Raw genomic sequence first — 18,437 nt, forward strand, 5'->3', positions numbered from 1 at the left:
ACTCTGCCCTCTTTATGATGTGATAATAGGATATGGGAGTTTTGGTCTAGCTGAAGCCGATAAGGCAAATAAAACCTTTATCAGTGTGGTAATCGATCCCACCATGGCAGAGAAGAAATTTTCCAAAAATATGAGACTAAATATGGGATTAATGGTGGAAAAAATAGCCCTATATTTCTTAATAGGGAAAAAATATGAGCAATTCAGGAAAGAAATAGGTGCTCCCCCTTCCAGTAAATCAAACAATCCTCAATTGATACTTTTACCAATGAGTCAGCATGTAGTTAAGCCAAGTGATAACTGGACATCTAAGAATGTAATTTCAGGTTATTGGTATTTGGAGGTTCCTTCAAGTTATTTTCCTCCCGAAGATCTTCAAAAGTTTATAGAAAACGGCGAAAAACCAATATTCATTAGTTTTGGGTCTGCAGGTTGGAGTGAAGAAGATAATATTTCGCTCTTGAAGATTCTTTTTGAAGCAGTCCGGATAACAGGTTCCAGGGCGATTATCCTAAATACAAAAAAGTATGCGGGTAAAATTCCAGATCACATTTATTTGGTTCATGAGATTCCCTTCGATTGGTTGTTTGGTTATTGTTCTTGTGTTGTTCATCACTGTGGTCTGGGCACGACTGCTGAAGTACTAAAAGCAGGGTTGCCTTCTATTCCCGTGCCATATATGATTGACCAGTTTGCCTGGGCCGAGCGTATTCATTCTCTTGGAGTTGCAACGCGCCCCATACCTAGAAAGGAGCTTACCGCGGATAAATTGTCTAAGGCAATTGTAGAAGCTCTGGATAATCATCTAATTAGGGAAAATGCTGTGAAATTAGGTCATAAAACACGCGAAGAAGATGGTTTGAAGAGTGCAGTAAGGGCAATCGAATCTGCAACAAATACAAATGGAAAATAGCTATCAATTAGGTATATTCAATGGGGGATGATTTTATTCGTGTAACCAAGAGTCCAGAAGAAAGACACAAAGAGCTCAGCGATATTGCTGAACAACTATTTCTCGAGAAGGGCTATGAACAGACCATGGTCAGTGACATCGTAAAAATAGCAGGAGTTGCTCAGGGCACTTTTTACTATTATTTTAAATCCAAAGAAGCAGTTTTAGACGAAATAACTGACAAATATATCAGTATTATCGTCGAAAGCATGGAAAAAATCTCTAAAGACGAAAATCTAAATCCTATAGAAAAACTGGTAAAAATTTTCCATTTTTCATTGTCATTTAGTGGTGATACAATAGGTATCATGCAGTACGTCCATGATGAAAAGAACCTTCACCTGCAACGTAAATTCCAACAAAGAATACCTCTTCAAACAGTAGCACCATTAGCCCACATATTTAAAGAAGGTGTTGAGGAAGGGATTTTCAACACTTCATATCCGGAAGACGCTGCCAAAGCATTTAATGGGATCTCAGGCATGGTTTTACAGGGAATAGATAGTGCTGATCATAACCCTGATGAAATTAAAAGGAAATTCATGGTAATTTTCGATTTTGTTGAAAGAATTTTAGGGACAGAAAGTGGTACTATTAGTAATGCATTCAGGGAAATGGTCGTTTAATAAGCTTTTTTTGGTAAAAAGAAAAAAAATTAAAAAGATTTAACTTATTGATCTTCGTTTTTACCATCAGGCCAAATCGAACCGGTCCAGCATCATAACCTTATCCCAAGCCATTATAAAGTCGTGGACGAACTTCTCCTGGGAGTCCTCACAGGCATAGACTTCCGCCAAGGCCCGAAGTTCGGAGTTTGAACCGAAGATGAGGTCCACCCGAGTAGCGGTCCACTTGAGTTCACCTGTAGATCGATCCCGCCCTTCGAACACATTATCGTCATCCGGGGATGCAGTCCATTCTGTTCTCATATCCAACAAATTCACGAAGAAATCATTGGTGAGCGTCTCGGGCTGATTAGTGAAGACACCATGCTGGGACCCTTCAAAGTTGGCATTCAGGACACGCATGCCTCCAATGAGAACCGTCATCTCAGGAGGGGTCAAAGTCAAAAGTTGCGCTTTGTCCACCAGCAACTCTTCGGGCCTAACAGCGTACTGAGTCTTCTGATAATTGCGGAAGCCGTCTGCGACCGGTTCAAGAACGGCAAAAGAATCCACATCGGTCTGTTCCTCCAGGGCGTCCATACGTCCCGGTGTGAAGGGCACCGTTACATCGAGGCCAGCATTTCGAGCAGCCTCTTCCACACCCGCACAACCAGCTAAAACGATGAGATCGGCCAGCGACACCTTCTTATCGCCTGACTGGGCTTCGTTAAATTCGCTCTGGATGCCCTCCAGTACCTCGAGTACTTTGGCTAGCTGGTCTGATTGGTTTACTTCCCAGTCCTTCTGTGGTGCCAGGCGAATGCGGGCACCATTGGCACCGCCACGCTTATCGGAGCCACGGAAGGTGGATGCTGAGGCCCAGGCGGTGGAGACCAGCTCTGAAACTGACAGTTCAGAAGCCAGTATCCTGCCCTTAAGGGTGGTGATATCTTCTTCATCGATCAGTTCGTGATTAACGGTAGGGATGGGGTCCTGCCAGATGAGCTCCTCATCCGGTACCTCCGGGCCGAGATAGCGGGTCCGTGGCCCCATGTCACGGTGGATCAGCTTAAACCAGGCACGGGCGAAGGCGTCTGCAAGCTGGTCCGGGTTCTCGTAGAATCGCCGTGAGATCTTTTCATAGATGGGGTCGAACCGCAAGGAGAGGTCGGTGGTCAGCATGCCTGGGGTGCGACGCTTTGACGGGTCATGGGGATCAGGAACGGTATCGACGCCTGCATCACCCTTCGGCTTCCACTGGTAGGCACCGGCTGGGCTCTTCGTCAGCTCCCATTCGAATTCAAATAAGATCCGGAAGAAGTTGTTATCCCACGTGGTGGGCGTGTTGGTCCAGATAACTTCCGGGCCGCCGGTAATGGTGTCGTTGCCTTTACCGGTGCCGAAGCTGCTCTTCCAGCCCAAGCCCTGCTCCTGGATGGGAGCGGCTTCTGGCTCCGGGCCCACACACTCTGGATCGCCTGCACCGTGAGTCTTCCCAAAGGCGTGGCCACCCGCAATGAGGGCCACTGTCTCCTCGTCGTTCATGGCCATGCGACTAAAGCTCTCTCGGATGTCATGCGCCGCCGCAATGGGGTCTGGTTCGCCGTTGGGGCCTTCCGGGTTTACATAAATCAGGCCCATCTCCAGTGCTGCGAGGGGATTCTCGAGTTCCCGGTCACCGGTATGGCGCTCGTCTGTAAGCCACTCTTTCTCGGAACCCCAGTATATATCCTTCTCCGGTTCCCAGATGTCCTCACGCCCGCCACCGAAACCGAAGGTCTGAAAACCCATGGATTCCAGGGCGACATTACCGACGAGAATCAAGAGGTCGGCCCAGGAAATTTTACGGCCGTACTTCTGTTTGATGGGCCAGAGCAGTCGGCGTGCCTTGTCGAGGTTGGTGTTGTCAGGCCAGCTGCTTAGAGGTGGAAAGCGCTGATTACCATTGCCCCCTCCTCCACGACCATCGCTGACACGGTAGGTACCGGCGCTGTGCCACGCCATGCGGATGAATAAAGGTCCATAGTGGCCAAAGTCCGCCGGCCACCAGTCCTGTGAATCCGTCATAAGTTCATGCAGGTCCTTCTTCAAGGCTCCGAAGTCGAGACTCTTGAATTCTTCAGCGTAGTTGAAATCTTCGCCCATCGGATTTGACTTCGAGGAATGCTGGCGCAGTATGTCGAGATTCAACTGGTTAGGCCACCAGTCAAGGTTCGTTGCACCATGGCTAGCAGTTTGTTTGCTATTTTCATCCATAATTATTCACCCACTTCTTTCTCATTCTAAATCATCGATTTAAATTACAAACTGGGAATTCTTGGTTTTTTAGATCTTAATTACTATATAAATCTCCTTTAGAATTATTTTTATGGTTTTAAAAATCTATTTCTATATAGAACTTAGTTCTATAAAATTTTTTCTTCGACATGCTTATAAGATAAATATAAAACTGGAAGAGAGTTTCGGAATATGGAATAAAGATCACTCCTCCAAGGAGGGAATGAATTAAAAGTTAAAAGATTTTAGAAAGAATACCCATCCTCATTTAATGATTTCTAGAAGAATTGCGCAATCCTTCTCAGGAAGAATAATGGTGCCTTCCTGCGGGTCACCTAATTCCATGTAACAATCCTCTAGGTATGAAAGACCGGTTAAGGCTGCCAGAAAACCGTCTAACTCATGTGCACTGGGCTTAACATCAAGCTCAAAACGATCTTTAACATACTGGATTAAATCGGTAATTCCCAGCATCTTCTGAACGGTACGGGGATGGGTCTCCAGTAAGGTGTAACCCTCCAGTTTCTCCTTGAGGGAGATGCCCCGCATGGTCAACATCTTCATACCCCGAAAGTTAAGGGGTAGAACCGGGCCATAACGCCGTATTTCTACTTCACACTGCCGAAAATGTCCCCCCGATGCACATACACATTCCTTTTCCAGGCAGCATCGGCCCCGAGGAAGGGATAATGGGGCGTCAATTACAATCAATTCAGGAAGAGACGTCTGCACTGTTTCAATGATTTCTTTATCTGTATAACTAGTTTTAAGGAGGATATTATCCCCTTCAATGATACAGATACCACTGGGGTTCTTTTCCATGCCGGCAAGGTCTATTCCCATTATACACATTTTTACTTACCCTTTTTAGAACTGGTCGGTAAACATAAATTTAATATCAGATTTATAAAGGTATGTAACTATACAATTATGATCTAGTTAAGGTGAAAAGAGAATGAGTAAATCTTGCGCCATGCCCCCTGATTTTGGCGAAATAAGGCCCTGGAAGCAATACCTAAAATGGTTCCTGCGCATTATACTAATTATTGGTGCAGTGGCCGCGATACTCGTTGGCGAGGTATTTTTTGGTGTGCTGGCTTTTATAGCCCTGGCCATTATCACCTGGCCACAATATGTCACCGCCAACCGCGTATGCCATATTCCAGTGGAGATAGAGATTCTTTTTTTATTGGTAGTATTTTTAGAGCTGATCCTGGCTGATGCCAATAGTTTCTATACCCGTTTCGATTATTATGATAAGTTCATGCACATCCTGGTACCGGCTGTTCTGGGTCTTATTGGGATGATGATCATCTACACCTTTTACGCCCTGGGCCGTCTGCAGGCCAGTCTGGGAGTCATGTTTGCCATCATTGTCATGGTGGTCATGGGCACGGGTGCGGCCCTGGAGATGTCAGAATATTTTTATGACCAGATTTTGTATCCTGTGGTAGGAGAATGGCTCCCAACTGGCTTTACCCAGGGTTCTAATCTTGCCCCTCCCCTAAATGATACTATGCAGGACCTATGGTATGATCTTTTCGGCGCCCTTCTGGGGGCCCTGTTAGGAGTGTGGCTCATTAAGAGGGCGGAGAGGGAGGGAAAGGAACCCACCATAGTTGAAGAACTGGAAGCCGAAATAGAATTTGCAGCCGCCAATTCAGATGAAGAAACTTGAGTATCGATTGACAATAGAAACTTTAGGAAGCGATAACTTTATATCCTAATCGAAATTAACAAATCTTTAATTAAAAATCATATTAAAATGCATATTCTTCAAATAGATTATCAACACGTTTACCGGTATTTATCATGATAAAAATCTTAGCAAGTCTGCTTCTAGTTTTGATGTTCGCCCTTATACAGGCACCCACCGCTGTGGCCTGGACCACTGTTACCCATGATGACATAGTGGATGTAGTATATTATTCCCTACCGACGGATGCTCAACAAAATCTGAGTTTGGAGATAATGAGAAGCGGCTCGGATGATCCTGACTTCAAATTCTTCGACTTCAGTTATCACCACTATCCGGCCAGCTATACTAAGGTAGATTACTGGCTAGACCGTGGAGAGTTAGCCTATAAAAATGGAGACTATGAACAGGCCAGTTACTCCTTTGGGGTGGCTTCCCATTATGTATCCGACAGCTTCTGCGCCCCTCACTGTGTAAGTGCCACAACGGGATATCACACTTTATATGAAGTCCAAGCTACTTTACTAACTCCCCAACTAACTTATAAATCCGGGAATCTAAAAACTCTCATGGCCAATGGTCATCTAAAGGGACAATACAGTTGGAACAGCTGGATGACCAACAGAGATCCTTCTTACGTACAAGCTGATCTTAATCGGGCGGCCAGTGCATGTTATGTGGCCATCAATAATCGAATTTAATAAATATTATTTTTTTGATCTAGAGTCATAGGTTATATGGTGAATTGGATCTGTATGGAGGTAGATTAGGATGAAAGCAACAGAGTTTATAGGAACTGTGGTAATTGACAAGCAAGCCCGGGAAGTTGGAAAGGTGGTGGATATTTCGGTGACCATAAAAAAATGTCTGGTGGATAAGGTCATTGTGGGAACAGGCTCCGCCCTTAAAAAGAACTACTTTGCCGTGGTTAGTGATGAGATCGCTGAAATAGGGGATTACATGCAGCTTACCCTGGATGAGGTGGGTATCGAAGCCAAGGGCAAAGTGGATAAAATAGAACAACTGCCCCTGGAGGGTGACCTGTTGAAAACCTTCCTAGGGAAGGAGGTACTGTCCGAGGATGCCATGATCATTGGTAAGGTGGAGGATATGCTCATCGACCCCAAGGGCTGCCTGATTCATAATGTCGTAATCTCCACTGGTTCTGCGTTCCGTAAAAAGAATTTAATGATCTCTGATGAGGATATTAAGCACATAGGCGATTATGTTATACTGGAAATGAAAAAGGATAGGGTAGAAGAGCTTTTAGGAGATTAACTAGATTATTATCTTCTCCTATTTTTTTAGAATTGAATTTTTTTTACTTATCTTCCTGGGATTCAAAAAGTTCCAGCATCTTCCCATAGATATCTTTTACTTTTCCGTCTGACTTCTCATAAACCCTCCGGAGGATGAGTTCAGGCGTGCTGCGGGCCAGATAATTCATCCTTGGGGTTCGGTCCACCACCAGGTTATATTCTTCGTCCAGTCCACTGGCCTCGATGCCGTCCACACGCACCTGGGTATATTTAAGTATCTCCCGGGCCAGGTGGGTGACGATCACAGCATGACTTCCCGAATCCCGGATGAGGTCCATGAAACTGGATATGATCTTCACCGCTGCCTCCAACTCGGTTATGGCTTCCAGCTCATCCAGTAGGACCAATTTATCTGTATCATGGGTGGCTATTGGTATAAAGTTCCGAAGAAAGGATTCAAAGGCACCGGCATCTAGGGCACGCTTCTTGGAAAAGAAATATAATTCATCAATCAACCTCACCCGGGCCATCGTCGCCGGAACCGGCAGTCCCATCTGGGTTAGTATGGATATCTGGGCCAGGGTCTCCAGTAAGGTGGTTTTTCCTCCGCTGTTGGCCCCGGTTAACAGCACCACGTTATCTGGATGTTGGAGTTGGTAACTTATTCGTTGTGATTTCTCGTAAAGGGCCAGATCCAGATTTATAGCTTCTTCAAAGCCGAAACCATCGGTGATGACCGGTTCCTGCAGATTGTATTTATGGGCAAAGCTCCCCAGGGTGAACTGGTAGTCAAACTCCAGGACTTCTTTAACCTCCCTTTCAACCTTTTCCTGTAACAAAGAAAGTTCTTTAGCCGCCGTCACCCTGTGTTCGAAGGCTTTTAATTGTTGTCGTCCAATCTCCTGTTTCCGGACCCGATCCATCTCTTCATCATCAACTTCCAGGGGATACTTGGCCAGAAAGGGGTTAAAACTACGGCCAGTTTTGGTGTAGATTTCCTGTTGGGCCTCTTCCAGAACCTCATCTAGGATATCCTTGATCTTCTCTGGCATCCCACTGTTTAGAAGATCTAAGACCTCCTGGCCGGATAACTCCACCCTTTTAATGGCGTCCTTCATCTTCTGGTCGGCGGTGGCCTTAGCCTCATCCACGGCCTGGTTGAAGCTGGCCTCATCCACTTGACTGCACTTTGTAGAATTCAGGATGCCCATCACATCCGGCAGGATAGAACTCCAGCCTAGCATATCCCTTAGCTTAGCTGCGTTTTCAATGATGTCCTGGTTGAGCTGGTAGTAGGAGAGCACCTTACCCGGCACCAGTTCCCCATCTGCAGCATCTAGGGGCACCATAGCCATATTAGGGGCATCATCCATTTCTAAAAAACCGTCGTTATAAGCGTAAACCACCAGTTCGTACTCATGAATGCTTTCTAATTCATCCAGGGTCATAATGGAGATGTAACGGTGGAGTTCTCGTTCTAAAAGAGTTTCGTAATCCTTTTTACTCTCAACTAAAAGGGCCTGTCCTGGTTCAACCCGGGGGCTTGGATTTTTCAGGTGGTTTATCCTTTTCAAAAGCTTTTGGATATCCTTCTGCGGCAGTTTTCCCACAATCTCTTTGGCTTCCATTACCCTATCCAGTCTTTCCCGGATTTTTTTGAGATCCTTGGTTGGACTTAGAAGTAGAACCCGATTCTGGGCATAGTCGGAACTGGCCTGTTCAAGAATCTTTTTAATGATGTCTTCATAGAGCTGAATGGCTCGTTCCGTTTTTAGAAATTTCTGGGTAGGATTACCGAGAACTTCGTTGATTATCTCTACAGCCCGACGTTGACTGATCCCCTCAATGCGAGCCAGCCGATCCACCTCGTAGTTAAGAGCTGCCTCCAGGAATGCATCTTCACCCCCGAATTCCCTCTCTATACGTTGGGCCATCCGCTCCCCAATACCCTTGATATTACGCAATTCCAAATCTTACACCTTTAGATATCCTTGATCTTCCACCTATTAATGATTTTATCGTGTTAGAGTTTGCTTCCATCGAAATCTCAGGAACATTTTTAAAGATTACCAAATTAATTAATCCTCTAAATTAGTCTATCGCAAGCGTTTAATCAATTTTCACCCACGGTAGACAATTAATAGATTATTAATAGAAAGTTAAAGATAAAGTAAGCTAAGTAATCAACTAAATTCTAATCCTGGCTGATAAAAGGGGAGATCTTTAAAAGATGGATTTAACAGTTTACCTTCTGATTTTAGCATTGACCGGAGTCTTGGTGGGATTCACCTCGGGCTTGCTGGGTGTGGGGGGTGGTTTCATAATGGGGCCAGTACAGTTCTTCCTCTTGATGGCTTTAGGTGTGGATCCAAACATAGCCATCCGGGTGGCCTTTGGCACAAGCCTGGCGGTCATCCTTCCCACGACCATCAGCGGTGCTTGGGGTCATAAACGTAAAGGTGCGGTACTTATCCGACCCGCTTTAATTATGGGGATAACCGGGTTTATAGGGGGATTATTAGGGGCTCTTTTGGCGACCAATATGCCGGTTGAAGTTTTAAGAATAATATCCGGAATGGTGATCTTCGTCAGTGCCCTGTGGATGCTCCGGACCCATTTACCTCAAAAAAAAGATGAAAAAACCCATAAAGACTCTTCATATTTATTCTGGGGATTTCTAGTTGGCCTCATCGCCGGGTTGCTGGGTATTGGTGGTGGGGTGATAATGGTGCCCATATTGACCCTTCTATTAAGATTCGATATTCACAAGGCCATTGGGACCTCCACGGTTGTCATCATAATATCCTCCATGGGTGGAATTATCATATACATTTTACAGGGTCTTTCTGTCCAGGGATTACCCCCATATTCTGTGGGATACGTGAACCTGGTACAATTTATGGCCCTGGCTTTGACCAGCATCCCCATGGCTCAGTTAGGGGTTATTACTTCGCATAGGCTCCCTGGAAAACATCTAAGGTACATATTCATCGTGGTCCTGGTTTACATTTCCCTAAAAATGATGGGGATCTTTGAATGGCTTAACCTTCCCCTCTAATCCACCACTCCCCTTAAGATGTTACCACTGGTAATTCCTCCAGTTGATCTCATTTTTACCTCCTTTTTCAGGTTTCTAAGACTATTATATAGATTTGAAGGTTTCCTCAGGCATATCTTCAGAGCTTCCTGGTATAAACCGGTCATCTCTTCGGTGTAAAGAGCTGGCTTTCCCCGGGCATCAATAACCAGTCCATCAAAGCCCATCTTCAGGAGGCGGGGCAGATGATCAATTAAACAGAGTTCCACTGAGTTAAATATGTGGGTACGACCTTCTGGGCCCCATCTTACTGGAAATATGTGGTCCTTATTATCCTTGATCCCCCAGAAAATGTTATCATCATACTTAGTCTTTTCTTCAGCTGGGCCCAGGGTGTCCTGGCTGATCAGTACCTCCTGGTTGCCCTGGACTAGGATCTCCATTTTTGTAGCCAACCTTCTGGAATGTTTTAAACGGGTAAGACTCTTCAGATCGTCAATGGAGAGTTCAGGAGAAATAGTTAGGCCCTGGAAAGTTTCTACCAACTCCTTTATGGTCCGATGGTTCCAGATATTAAGTCCAGTAGAACCATATAACTTCAAGGATCTTTCACGAGTATTAACCACTTCAGCTGCCCCCAATCCATCCACCATAACTCCTGTCAGGCCCAGATCAACTAATTCATTTAGAATGGGGTCTAACTTTTTTAAAAGACTGTGGGGGGTGATTAAAGGCCACTTCCAGATCAGTTCGGTCTCGGAATCATCAACTATATTAATGGCTTTTTTTATTGACTTTAGGAGCTTTCGAGCCTCCTTATTGGACTTTAGATTTATGGGAACCTGAAGGTAGGCTAGTTTACAATTCCCCTCCACAGCTTTAGATAGCGATTCCAGATCCGAGATCCAGGCCACCATGTTTGGAGTTGAGGGGAGGGCCGGCACCTGTAAATCCTGTGTTAACTCTTTTTTCATTCTCTTAAGATTATACTGGATAGGTTTCAGTTCCACACTATCCGGCTGGTGGCGGTCAATCAACATCTCCTCCACCTCTTCCAGGAAATCTCTTCTTAAACGGTTTAAACTGGATAACGGAGAGAATAAACCGCCAGGATAATCAATTTGCAAAGATCGGATGTTGAAGATGGTGCCTCCTGTTTTTAGCAACTGTTCACGGATCTGTGTCTCACTCAGGGGACGTTTTTTGGCTGATTCCATGGCAAACTTAGCCCTGTACGTTATATGAATTTTATCACCTTCAACAGTGATTATCTGTCCTTTTATAACTGGTATAATCTCATCATCCCATGTCAGTTGTAGATCCAGACTAATGATGGGCTGTACCGATTTTTTTATTAAACCGGCAGCCCACCTCTGAAGAGCATCTTTACGGGTCATGAACACTTTATACCCGGGCTGAACCCTCCGAGGAGGCTTTATAAGCGCCCTGCCCTGCTTCAGGGGTGGTGTATTGTCAAGCCTCATTCCCACCATCTTCTCCCCGGTACTGGTGGTGAAAACCAGGCCATCCCCCTGTTCAGGAAGGTTGGAACTTTCCAGCTTCAGGGTGGCCATCTGAGAAACCGGATCCCAGTGGGTCACCTGACCCAGATACAGCCCCCTATTTCCAGGACTTCTCCTTTCCATGGTACTTCCCACATTTGCTTCCAGGATATGGCCCCTGGTGAATCCTCGATTGAAGGCCAGCTTTAAATTTTCAATATCACTCTTTTGGGGCTTCCAAACCCCTTTGTTAATTGATTCCAGGGCTTTACGGTAGGTACTTACTACCAGGGCCACGTATTCCGGTGAACGCATTCGGCCTTCAATCTTCAGGGAAGAAATAGGGGAATTGACCACTTCCTCCAGGTAGGGGTACACGGAAAGATCCCGGGTAGAGAGCAGATAATCCCCCTCCAGGGGTACTTCAGTAAGTTCTATTGGCTTTCCGTACTGGTCTCTCTGGCCAGTGACTAATTGGTAAATTTTACGGCAGGGCTGGGCGCACATACCACGGTTGCCGCTTCTACCCCCAATCAGGGACGAGAAAAGACACTGGCCCGAGTAGGAATAGCACAGTGCTCCGTGTATGAACACTTCCATCTCCACCCGTTTCTGAAGTTCACGGGGCATCCTTTTTATTTCACCCAGATCCATTTCTCTGGCCAGGATAACTCTTTTAAACCCAAAATCAGCCGCCCATTTTACCCCTTCCTGGTTGTGGATGGTCATCTGTGTAGAGGCGTGGAGGGGGAGTTTGGGAACCAGATCCCGGGCTAAACCAGCCACCCCTAAGTCCTGGACAATCACTCCATCGGCCCCCTTTTCATAGAGCCAGCACAGATAATCCGCTACTTCAACTAGTTCATCATCCTTCTGGAGGGTGTTTACCGTTACATAAACCTTCAAACCCCTAAGGTGGGCGTATTTGAATGCATCTTCCAGTTCTGTGGTGCTAAAATTATCAGCATAATGTCTAGCCCCAAATTTTTGACTGGATAGGTACACTGCATCTGCACCGACCGAAGCTGCTGCTTTAAGGGCGGGCATGGAACCGGCTGGTGCTAAAAGTTCGTGTATAAACCTTTTGGACATGATCCTCCCCCTGGAAGACATAACTTCCTGGATTGCTAGTCATTGTTATCTGCCTTCGGGTTCATATACTATAGATAGAGGCTGGATTTTATGATTCACAGGACAGTTAAACTATTCTCTGGCGCGAAAATTGTGGGTGAAGTTAAAATTGGTCAAAACTCTTCGGTATGGTACAACGCTGTTATAAGGGGGGATATGGGGAGTATTACCATTGGTGAGTCTTCAAATATCCAGGATAACAGTGTAGTTCATTCTCCTGCCAAAATAGGTGATTTTGTTACAGTAGGCCACTCGGCAGTGGTGCATGCTTGCACCGTCGAGGAAAACTGTATCATCGGCATTAACTCCACCATCCTGGACGGAGCAGTCATTAGAAAAAACAGCATCGTGGGGGCCAGCGCCCTGGTAACTGCAGGTAAAGAATTTCCAGAGGGCAGTTTGATACTGGGAGTTCCTGCTCGGGCAGTGAGGCAATTGGGGCAAGAGGAGATCAGCAGGATCAAGGATAACGCTCTAAGGTACGTGGAACTTTCCAGAGAAAAAAATTTAACTTCTAAGCAGGGGGATAGCAGATAGTTTTATAATTAACCGAACTCCTAATTTTTATAAAGCTCCTGATCTACTTTAGATTAGTCATTAAAGATTGTGATCCCATGAATGCTTACCTAGAGATTTTAAGGCCATTTAATGCTCTTATGGCAGTGGTGGCCATCTTATTAATGGCCATTATAAGTGGCCAGTTCACCATGGACGTATTCCTAGCGGGTGCAGTGGTGTTCATCGTAACCGGGGCGGGGAACTCCATCAATGACTATTTTGATCATAAAATTGATGCCATTAACAAACCTGAAAGGCCTATACCCTCCGGACGGATTCCACTCCGAACTGCGGGAATATACTCTTCTGCCCTGTTTATGGTGGGAATAATACTGGCCTTCCTCATCAACACCATCCTAGGAGCTATTGCTCTTTTAAGTTCACTTATGATGATGTGGTACGCATATTGCCTTAAAAGAATGCTAATCGTTGGTAATCTGGCCATATCATTCCTAACTGGTCTATGTTTCGTATTTGGGGGCATTGTAGTTGATCAGATCATGGTATCAATTTATCTGGGCTTTTTTGCCTTCCTGATGACCATGGCCCGGGAGATTGTGAAGGATATGGAGGATGTGAAGGGGGATCAGGCAGAGGGAGCCTCCACCTTACCCATAGTGTATGGAAATGTTGTTTCTTCGAAGTTAGCGGCGTTTTTCATGATCATCGCCAGCTTAGCCAGCCCCTTACTATATATTAGGGGGGTCTTCACCTGGTTCTACCTGATAATTCTCATTCCTGCCATTCTGATCTTTCTCTATGGAGCGGTGAGGGTATTGAAGGATCAGTCGGTTAAAAACACTAGAAATGTCTCAAAAAAGATTAAGATGGGGATGGGCGTAACATTCCTGGCATTCGCAGCCGGATCCCCCTACTTATGGTCATTATTATGGTGAATGATATGTACGTATGTCTGGAAGGAATTGATGGGTCTGGAAAGTCCACCCAGCTAGCTATGCTGGGAGAATGGCTGGAGACATGTGGATTAGAGGTTTTTAGGGTTTTTGAGCCCACAGAATCTCCTCCCGGACTGCTCATCCGTGAAATGTTAACCGACTCCAAGGCCACCACTCCCCACATTCAGAGGATACTGGGTCTGTTGTTCGCTGCAGACCGGATGATTCTAATGGATAAAATTAGAAATGCGGAGAAGCAGGGTCAAATAGTAATCAGTGATCGTTCCTTTTATTCCAGCTTGGCTTATCAGGATGATCCGGAGTGGATACTGGAGATCAACAGATATATTAAAAAACCGGACCTGGTCATACTACTGGATGTGGATGCAAAAAAGGCTCTTTCTCGTTTTGAGGGAAAGGACCACTTTGAGAACCCCAAATTCTTAAAGAAGGTAAGAGAAAATTATCTGGAATTGGCCCAGAAAAACAACTTTTTGGTGGTCAACGCCAACAATGGGGTTAGGAAGGTTCATGAGGATATTAAAATCATCTTATCTCCCCGAATAGGAAGGTGTGTATGAGAATATCTAAATTAATTTTGTAGGAGTGGGTAGTATGGCTGATAAAAAGGGATATAAGATTAAAATAGTAAAAGACGGCCCCTACTTGGTTAAGGGAGGGGTACCGCTTCATGAACAGAAACTGGTCACCGATGAAGGAGGCCACACCAAGGAGCTTACTGAAGTGAAAGAACACCCCCGCCGGGAGGTCTACAGTCTGTGTCGTTGTGGAGCATCAATGGATAAGCCCTTCTGTGATGGCACCCATAGTGAAGTTGGTTTTGATGGCACCGAAACTGCGGATCGTAAGTCCTACCTGGAGAAGGCGGAAGTATTTGAAGGACCCCAGTTAAAACTAACCGATGCCCATGAATTCTGCGATCATTCCCGGTTTTGCCTGAGATCAGGAGGTATACGGGAACTTATAAAGAAATCCGATGATCCTGAGGCCAGAGAAATGGCCATTGAAGAGGCCACCATCTGCCCCTCGGGTAGACTGGTGCTGTGGGATAAGGAAACTGGCGAAGCATTTGAAAAGGAGTTCGAACCATCCCTAGTTCTCATTCATGATCCCCAGAAAAATTGTGAAGGCCCCATCTGGGTCCGGGGAAGCATCCCGGTGGAATCCTCCGACGGAAAGGTATACGAGGTTCGTAATCGTATGACCCTGTGTCGTTGTGGTAAATCAGAGAACAAGCCCTACTGTGATGGCAGTCACTGGATGAACGCCGAACAGAAGCTTAAGTTCCGCAAGAAGTGGGGGCTGGATGAAAAGTAGTTGTTTCTAATCTTTTAGGGCTGGTAGCTCAGTCGGTAGAGCGTTGCCTTCGCAAGGCAGAGGCCGCGGGTTCAAATCCCGCCCAGTCCACTCCTAATATATTTTTTAATTTCTTGAATTCAGTTCTTCCAATATTAAATCAATCCTCTGCTGCACATCCTCAATACTTCCCTCGGTGTTGATGATGTGCCATCCTTTAACCAGTTGCAGGGCTTTATCCCTTACCTCGGTAAGATCTTCCAGGTTCTCAAACATCTCCTCTTCGTCCCGTTCCGACAACCTTTTAAGAGCCTCTTCAGGTTTTAGATCCAGAAAAAACATGTAATCAGAGGTGGGAAGCACTGCTGTGAAGATGCGGTACAGCAATTTCGCCAGGGGCAGGGGTAGATAGGTCACTCCCATCAGGTAGCGCACCATGATGAGGGTTTCCCCCTCCTGATGGTACAATCTCACGGAACGAATAACATCCAGGGCATAATAAAATGCTGCTTTTATCTTGTTAATCTTTCCCCGACCTAAAAGGGCCTCCTTGGCCTGCATTCCGTAGTGATTGTCATTAGAGGGATGTTCCCGGAGGATTACATTCTCACCCCTCTCCAGATACTTTTGATGAATCATCTGGGCGTGGGTACTCTTACCCGACCCATCCAGTCCGTCCACGACTATAAAACGCAATTTATCACATTTCAGTTTTTTAAGATTCAATTTATAGGAACAGATTTATCATTTTCCGCTAAACTAATGTTTTTTAGCCTCATCATCCTGTCATCAGCAGATAAGTGGCCACGGCACCTATGCTGGCTGAAAGGTTGTCCAGCCCTTTAGGAGTTATTCCTTCTAAGATGGTAGCCACCATGGCCACGGCCACAATAACCAGGGGGGTGGCTGTTACTCCGTAGTAGATTAACACCATCCACAGAGTTCCCAACAGTACCAGAAACATGGTTAAAGACCCCTCTACGCTCTTAACATCCCCGGTTATATTGTATTTCTTTTTACCATATTTCATTCCAATTAAAGATGCCATACCATCCCCGTAGGACATGGCAGCTATGCCTACCGCTATGATCCAGGGCTGGTTAAAGAAGATGAGGGCCAGGACGGTCCAGGAGATGGCATAATAAACTAAGCCCAGACCATGCCCCGATTCGGACATCCTATTTCTGATGCTCTTAACGGGGGAGTAGGGGCTCATTAAAAAGGTTAAAACAATAAAAGGGGCGGCAGCCAGGAAAGTCATCACCCACCAGGTGTCGAAGAGGGGTAGAATGAAGAGAATATTTCCCACCATGATATGCAGAAATTTACGACTGAAATTTACATATTTTCCCAGAAACTTTCCTGATATCAGTAGTAAAATGATAACGTACCCATAGACGAATACGAGTCCGAGAATATCATTTGGTGTCATAAAATTTTATCAAGTTGTTTTGGTATATATTATAAGTGGATTTGAATTTAAAAAAAATACTGCACAAGTTAAGGGCTCATATCATAGTTTCAAGATGGTGTTAGTATGATAACCAAGAATGAACTGGCTGAAAGGATAACCGAGACCGAACTGGAAAAAATACCTGAAAAAGAAGAGGTTTATGAGAAACACATCTTCCTGGATGATAACAAGGTCCTTATTGTTGGTTACGATCGGGAAGAAAGTTTTTGTGAGGAAGACCCTCAGGAAGAATGTGGAATAACCTATTTCTGGTACTGGGAGCTCCGTGACTCTGAGAACTGGGAAATAATTGGAGAGAATAAGGAAAAAGACTATACTTTCTGTATCGATTCTGAAAAGGATGTTTGGACCGATGATAGCGATTACAGTGGTGAAGGCAGCTTATCTTTGACCCAGATGTGCACCTGGAGTGACCAGAGCCATATCGAAGACATTGCCGAGGACATTGCCTCGGAAGTCATGGAATGGCTGGAATGAAATAAACTATCTTTTATGGCCTTCTTCCAGTTCGCGGAGTCGCTCGTTAAGGGCCTTTATGATGTAATCCTGAGCTTTTTCAAGGTTCTCTTTTTTCCCGTAGAGTAGAGGGCCTGTTTCGGTGTGTTTTATTTCAAGTTCAAAATCTGTAATTACCTGGGCAACCATTTTCTGTGTAACCCCCGGGGGGAGGCGCATTTCGTACATCATTTCTTCTTCCATAAAATTCACCAGTTATTAATTCTAAAATATCCATATTCCATTAATTTATATTCTGATTAGTCCACTGAACTCAGATGCCTGCGCACTGGCTCTAAAATCTTAACCAGATGATCCGCCACGGCGTTCTTCAGATCAAGGGGGTGTAAATCTCCTGAACCGTACATCTGGAGTAGTTCTGGCTGATTAAGATTGAGATCTCCCCCAAACTTTTCAGGCCTCTGGATGAGTATGGTTTCTCTATCGCTGAATATGAAATGTTCGGCCATTTCCAGAACGGGATTCCCTTCTAATTCACCAGCTGGACAGTAACATTTTTTAACCTTCTTCCGTATGACTTCCGGCTCGTCATCAATGGCGATGAAGTTCTCCTTACTGGAGGACATCTTTTCGGAGCCATCAGTACCATGCAGAAGCGGAGTGTGAATGCACACCGGTGCAGGGTAGCCCAGGCGGGGAAGGTTGTCCCGGGCTAGCATATGAATTTTACGTTGTTCCATACCCCCTACGGCCAGGTCCACCTCCAGAAACAGCATGTCCACCACCTGCATCAGGGGATAGATGACCTCCGCCACCTGATGGTCCTCTGCATCCCGGGTGATCTGGGCCATACTACGCTTGGCCCGGGTTAAAGTGGTGGAAAGGGCTAACTGATAAACCAGAATGGTGTAATCTGGATTGGTCTGAAAAGAACTACCCATAACAAATTCAGTTTCTTCCGAGAGTCCTAAAGCTAAAAAACAGTTTTTATTGTATTCTGAAACCTTTTTAATATCCTCAAGGCTTCCTTTACCATTCAAATAGGCATGAAGATCAGCTAGAAGAATTTTAACCTTAACACCTGCCTTCTGCAGGGCCATCATCTTCTTAACAGTTATGGCATGGCCGAGATGAACCTTTCCTGAAGGTTCGTATCCAATGTAGGCTGTAACCGTTTCCTGGTTAAGCTTCTCCCTGAGTTCATCAGGAGTCACGACCTCCAGGGCCCCTTCCTTTATTACATTAACTTTAGACTCCAGGTCCATTTTTTCACCTTC

At 45.3% G+C, this 18,437-nt stretch carries 19 protein-coding genes and 1 tRNA gene (1 of these 20 only partly in view); 12 read left to right on the plus strand and 8 right to left on the minus strand.

What is annotated here, in order from left to right; genetic code table 11:
• Positions 1–913, plus strand: partial view of a glycosyltransferase gene (locus FGU46_RS07460; RefSeq protein WP_286473573.1) — the 3' portion only. The gene continues 290 nt to the left of window position 1, outside the view; the window shows 913 of its 1,203 coding nt (coding positions 291–1,203); its start codon lies off the left edge, out of view; its stop codon occupies positions 911–913.
• A 20-nt stretch (positions 914–933) separates the two neighbouring features.
• Complete coding sequence (locus FGU46_RS07465; RefSeq protein ID WP_286473575.1) at positions 934–1,578, plus strand: TetR/AcrR family transcriptional regulator; 645 nt, start codon at positions 934–936, stop codon at positions 1,576–1,578.
• Positions 1,579–1,644: 66 nt separating this feature from the next.
• Here FGU46_RS07465 and katG read toward each other — a convergent pair whose 3' ends face one another.
• On the minus strand, positions 1,645–3,813 hold the full coding sequence (gene katG, locus FGU46_RS07470) for a catalase/peroxidase HPI (RefSeq protein ID WP_286473577.1): 2,169 nt from the start codon (positions 3,811–3,813) through the stop codon (positions 1,645–1,647).
• A gap of 285 nt (positions 3,814–4,098) precedes the next feature.
• Entirely contained in the window at positions 4,099–4,677 is a 579-nt protein-coding gene (locus tag FGU46_RS07475; protein ID WP_286473579.1) for a DUF429 domain-containing protein, read from the minus strand.
• A 112-nt stretch (positions 4,678–4,789) separates the two neighbouring features.
• Here FGU46_RS07475 and FGU46_RS07480 point away from each other — a divergent pair, with 112 nt between their 5' ends.
• The 3 genes from FGU46_RS07480 (at position 4,790) to FGU46_RS07490 (ending at position 6,808) form a co-directional block, all read left to right on the plus strand.
• Entirely contained in the window at positions 4,790–5,512 is a 723-nt protein-coding gene (locus FGU46_RS07480) for a hypothetical protein (RefSeq protein ID WP_286473581.1), read from the plus strand.
• Positions 5,513–5,646: 134 nt separating this feature from the next.
• Positions 5,647–6,231: a zinc dependent phospholipase C family protein gene (locus FGU46_RS07485; protein WP_286473584.1), complete on the plus strand. Its 585-nt coding sequence runs from the start codon at positions 5,647–5,649 to the stop codon at positions 6,229–6,231.
• Between the two features lie 70 nt (positions 6,232–6,301).
• Positions 6,302–6,808: a PRC-barrel domain-containing protein gene (locus FGU46_RS07490; protein WP_286473587.1), complete on the plus strand. Its 507-nt coding sequence runs from the start codon at positions 6,302–6,304 to the stop codon at positions 6,806–6,808.
• 43 nt (positions 6,809–6,851) lie between these two features.
• Here the strand turns inward: FGU46_RS07490 and FGU46_RS07495 are convergent, their stop codons facing one another.
• Positions 6,852–8,759 carry a MutS-related protein gene (locus tag FGU46_RS07495; protein ID WP_286473590.1) on the minus strand — a complete coding sequence of 636 codons (1,908 nt, stop codon included), beginning with the start codon at positions 8,757–8,759 and terminating at the stop codon, positions 6,852–6,854.
• A gap of 260 nt (positions 8,760–9,019) precedes the next feature.
• On the opposite strand from FGU46_RS07495, the gene FGU46_RS07500 reads away from it, so the two are divergent.
• Positions 9,020–9,847: a sulfite exporter TauE/SafE family protein gene (locus FGU46_RS07500; protein ID WP_286473593.1), complete on the plus strand. Its 828-nt coding sequence runs from the start codon at positions 9,020–9,022 to the stop codon at positions 9,845–9,847.
• Here FGU46_RS07500 and FGU46_RS07505 read toward each other — a convergent pair.
• Entirely contained in the window at positions 9,844–12,420 is a 2,577-nt protein-coding gene (locus FGU46_RS07505) for a U32 family peptidase (protein WP_286473596.1), read from the minus strand. The two genes, FGU46_RS07500 and FGU46_RS07505, sit on opposite strands and share 4 nt — an antisense overlap.
• Positions 12,421–12,510: 90 nt before the next feature.
• On the opposite strand from FGU46_RS07505, the gene FGU46_RS07510 reads away from it, so the two are divergent.
• The 5 genes from FGU46_RS07510 to FGU46_RS07530 all read left to right on the plus strand — a co-directional run bounded on the left by FGU46_RS07510 (position 12,511) and on the right by FGU46_RS07530 (position 15,341).
• Positions 12,511–12,996 (plus strand): gamma carbonic anhydrase family protein, encoded by a 486-nt coding sequence (locus FGU46_RS07510; protein WP_286473598.1) that lies wholly within the window; start codon positions 12,511–12,513, stop codon positions 12,994–12,996.
• 77 nt (positions 12,997–13,073) lie between these two features.
• Positions 13,074–13,913 (plus strand): UbiA family prenyltransferase, encoded by an 840-nt coding sequence (locus FGU46_RS07515; RefSeq protein ID WP_286473601.1) that lies wholly within the window; start codon positions 13,074–13,076, stop codon positions 13,911–13,913.
• A gap of 5 nt (positions 13,914–13,918) precedes the next feature.
• Positions 13,919–14,494, plus strand: a complete 576-nt coding sequence (gene tmk / locus FGU46_RS07520; protein WP_286473603.1) for a dTMP kinase — start codon at positions 13,919–13,921, stop codon at positions 14,492–14,494.
• Positions 14,495–14,528: 34 nt separating this feature from the next.
• Positions 14,529–15,251, plus strand: a complete 723-nt coding sequence (locus FGU46_RS07525) for a CDGSH iron-sulfur domain-containing protein (RefSeq protein ID WP_286473607.1) — start codon at positions 14,529–14,531, stop codon at positions 15,249–15,251.
• A 17-nt stretch (positions 15,252–15,268) separates the two neighbouring features.
• Positions 15,269–15,341 (plus strand) — tRNA-Ala (locus FGU46_RS07530).
• 15 nt (positions 15,342–15,356) lie between these two features.
• On the opposite strand, the gene FGU46_RS07535 is transcribed toward FGU46_RS07530, so the two are convergent.
• Both FGU46_RS07535 and FGU46_RS07540 read right to left on the minus strand, forming a co-directional pair.
• A complete protein-coding gene (locus FGU46_RS07535; protein WP_286473610.1) occupies positions 15,357–15,926 on the minus strand; it encodes a nucleoside/nucleotide kinase family protein in 570 nt (189 codons plus the stop codon).
• A gap of 82 nt (positions 15,927–16,008) precedes the next feature.
• The gene (locus FGU46_RS07540) at positions 16,009–16,662 is read right to left on the minus strand and encodes a diacylglycerol/polyprenol kinase family protein (RefSeq protein ID WP_286473613.1); all 654 of its coding nucleotides are present in this window, start codon (positions 16,660–16,662) and stop codon (positions 16,009–16,011) included.
• 105 nt (positions 16,663–16,767) lie between these two features.
• Between FGU46_RS07540 and FGU46_RS07545 the strand changes: the two genes are divergently transcribed.
• Positions 16,768–17,181: a hypothetical protein gene (locus FGU46_RS07545; protein WP_286473616.1), complete on the plus strand. Its 414-nt coding sequence runs from the start codon at positions 16,768–16,770 to the stop codon at positions 17,179–17,181.
• A 6-nt stretch (positions 17,182–17,187) separates the two neighbouring features.
• Here the strand turns inward: FGU46_RS07545 and FGU46_RS07550 are convergent, their stop codons facing one another.
• Positions 17,188–17,403 (minus strand): hypothetical protein, encoded by a 216-nt coding sequence (locus tag FGU46_RS07550; RefSeq protein WP_286473619.1) that lies wholly within the window; start codon positions 17,401–17,403, stop codon positions 17,188–17,190.
• Positions 17,404–17,459: 56 nt separating this feature from the next.
• Positions 17,460–18,425: a tyrosine--tRNA ligase gene (locus tag FGU46_RS07555; protein ID WP_286473622.1), complete on the minus strand. Its 966-nt coding sequence runs from the start codon at positions 18,423–18,425 to the stop codon at positions 17,460–17,462.
• Between the last annotated feature and the right edge of the window lie 12 nt (positions 18,426–18,437).

The organism is Methanobacterium sp. CWC-01, assembly GCF_030323845.1.
GTDB lineage: Archaea > Methanobacteriota > Methanobacteria > Methanobacteriales > Methanobacteriaceae > Methanobacterium > Methanobacterium aridiramus.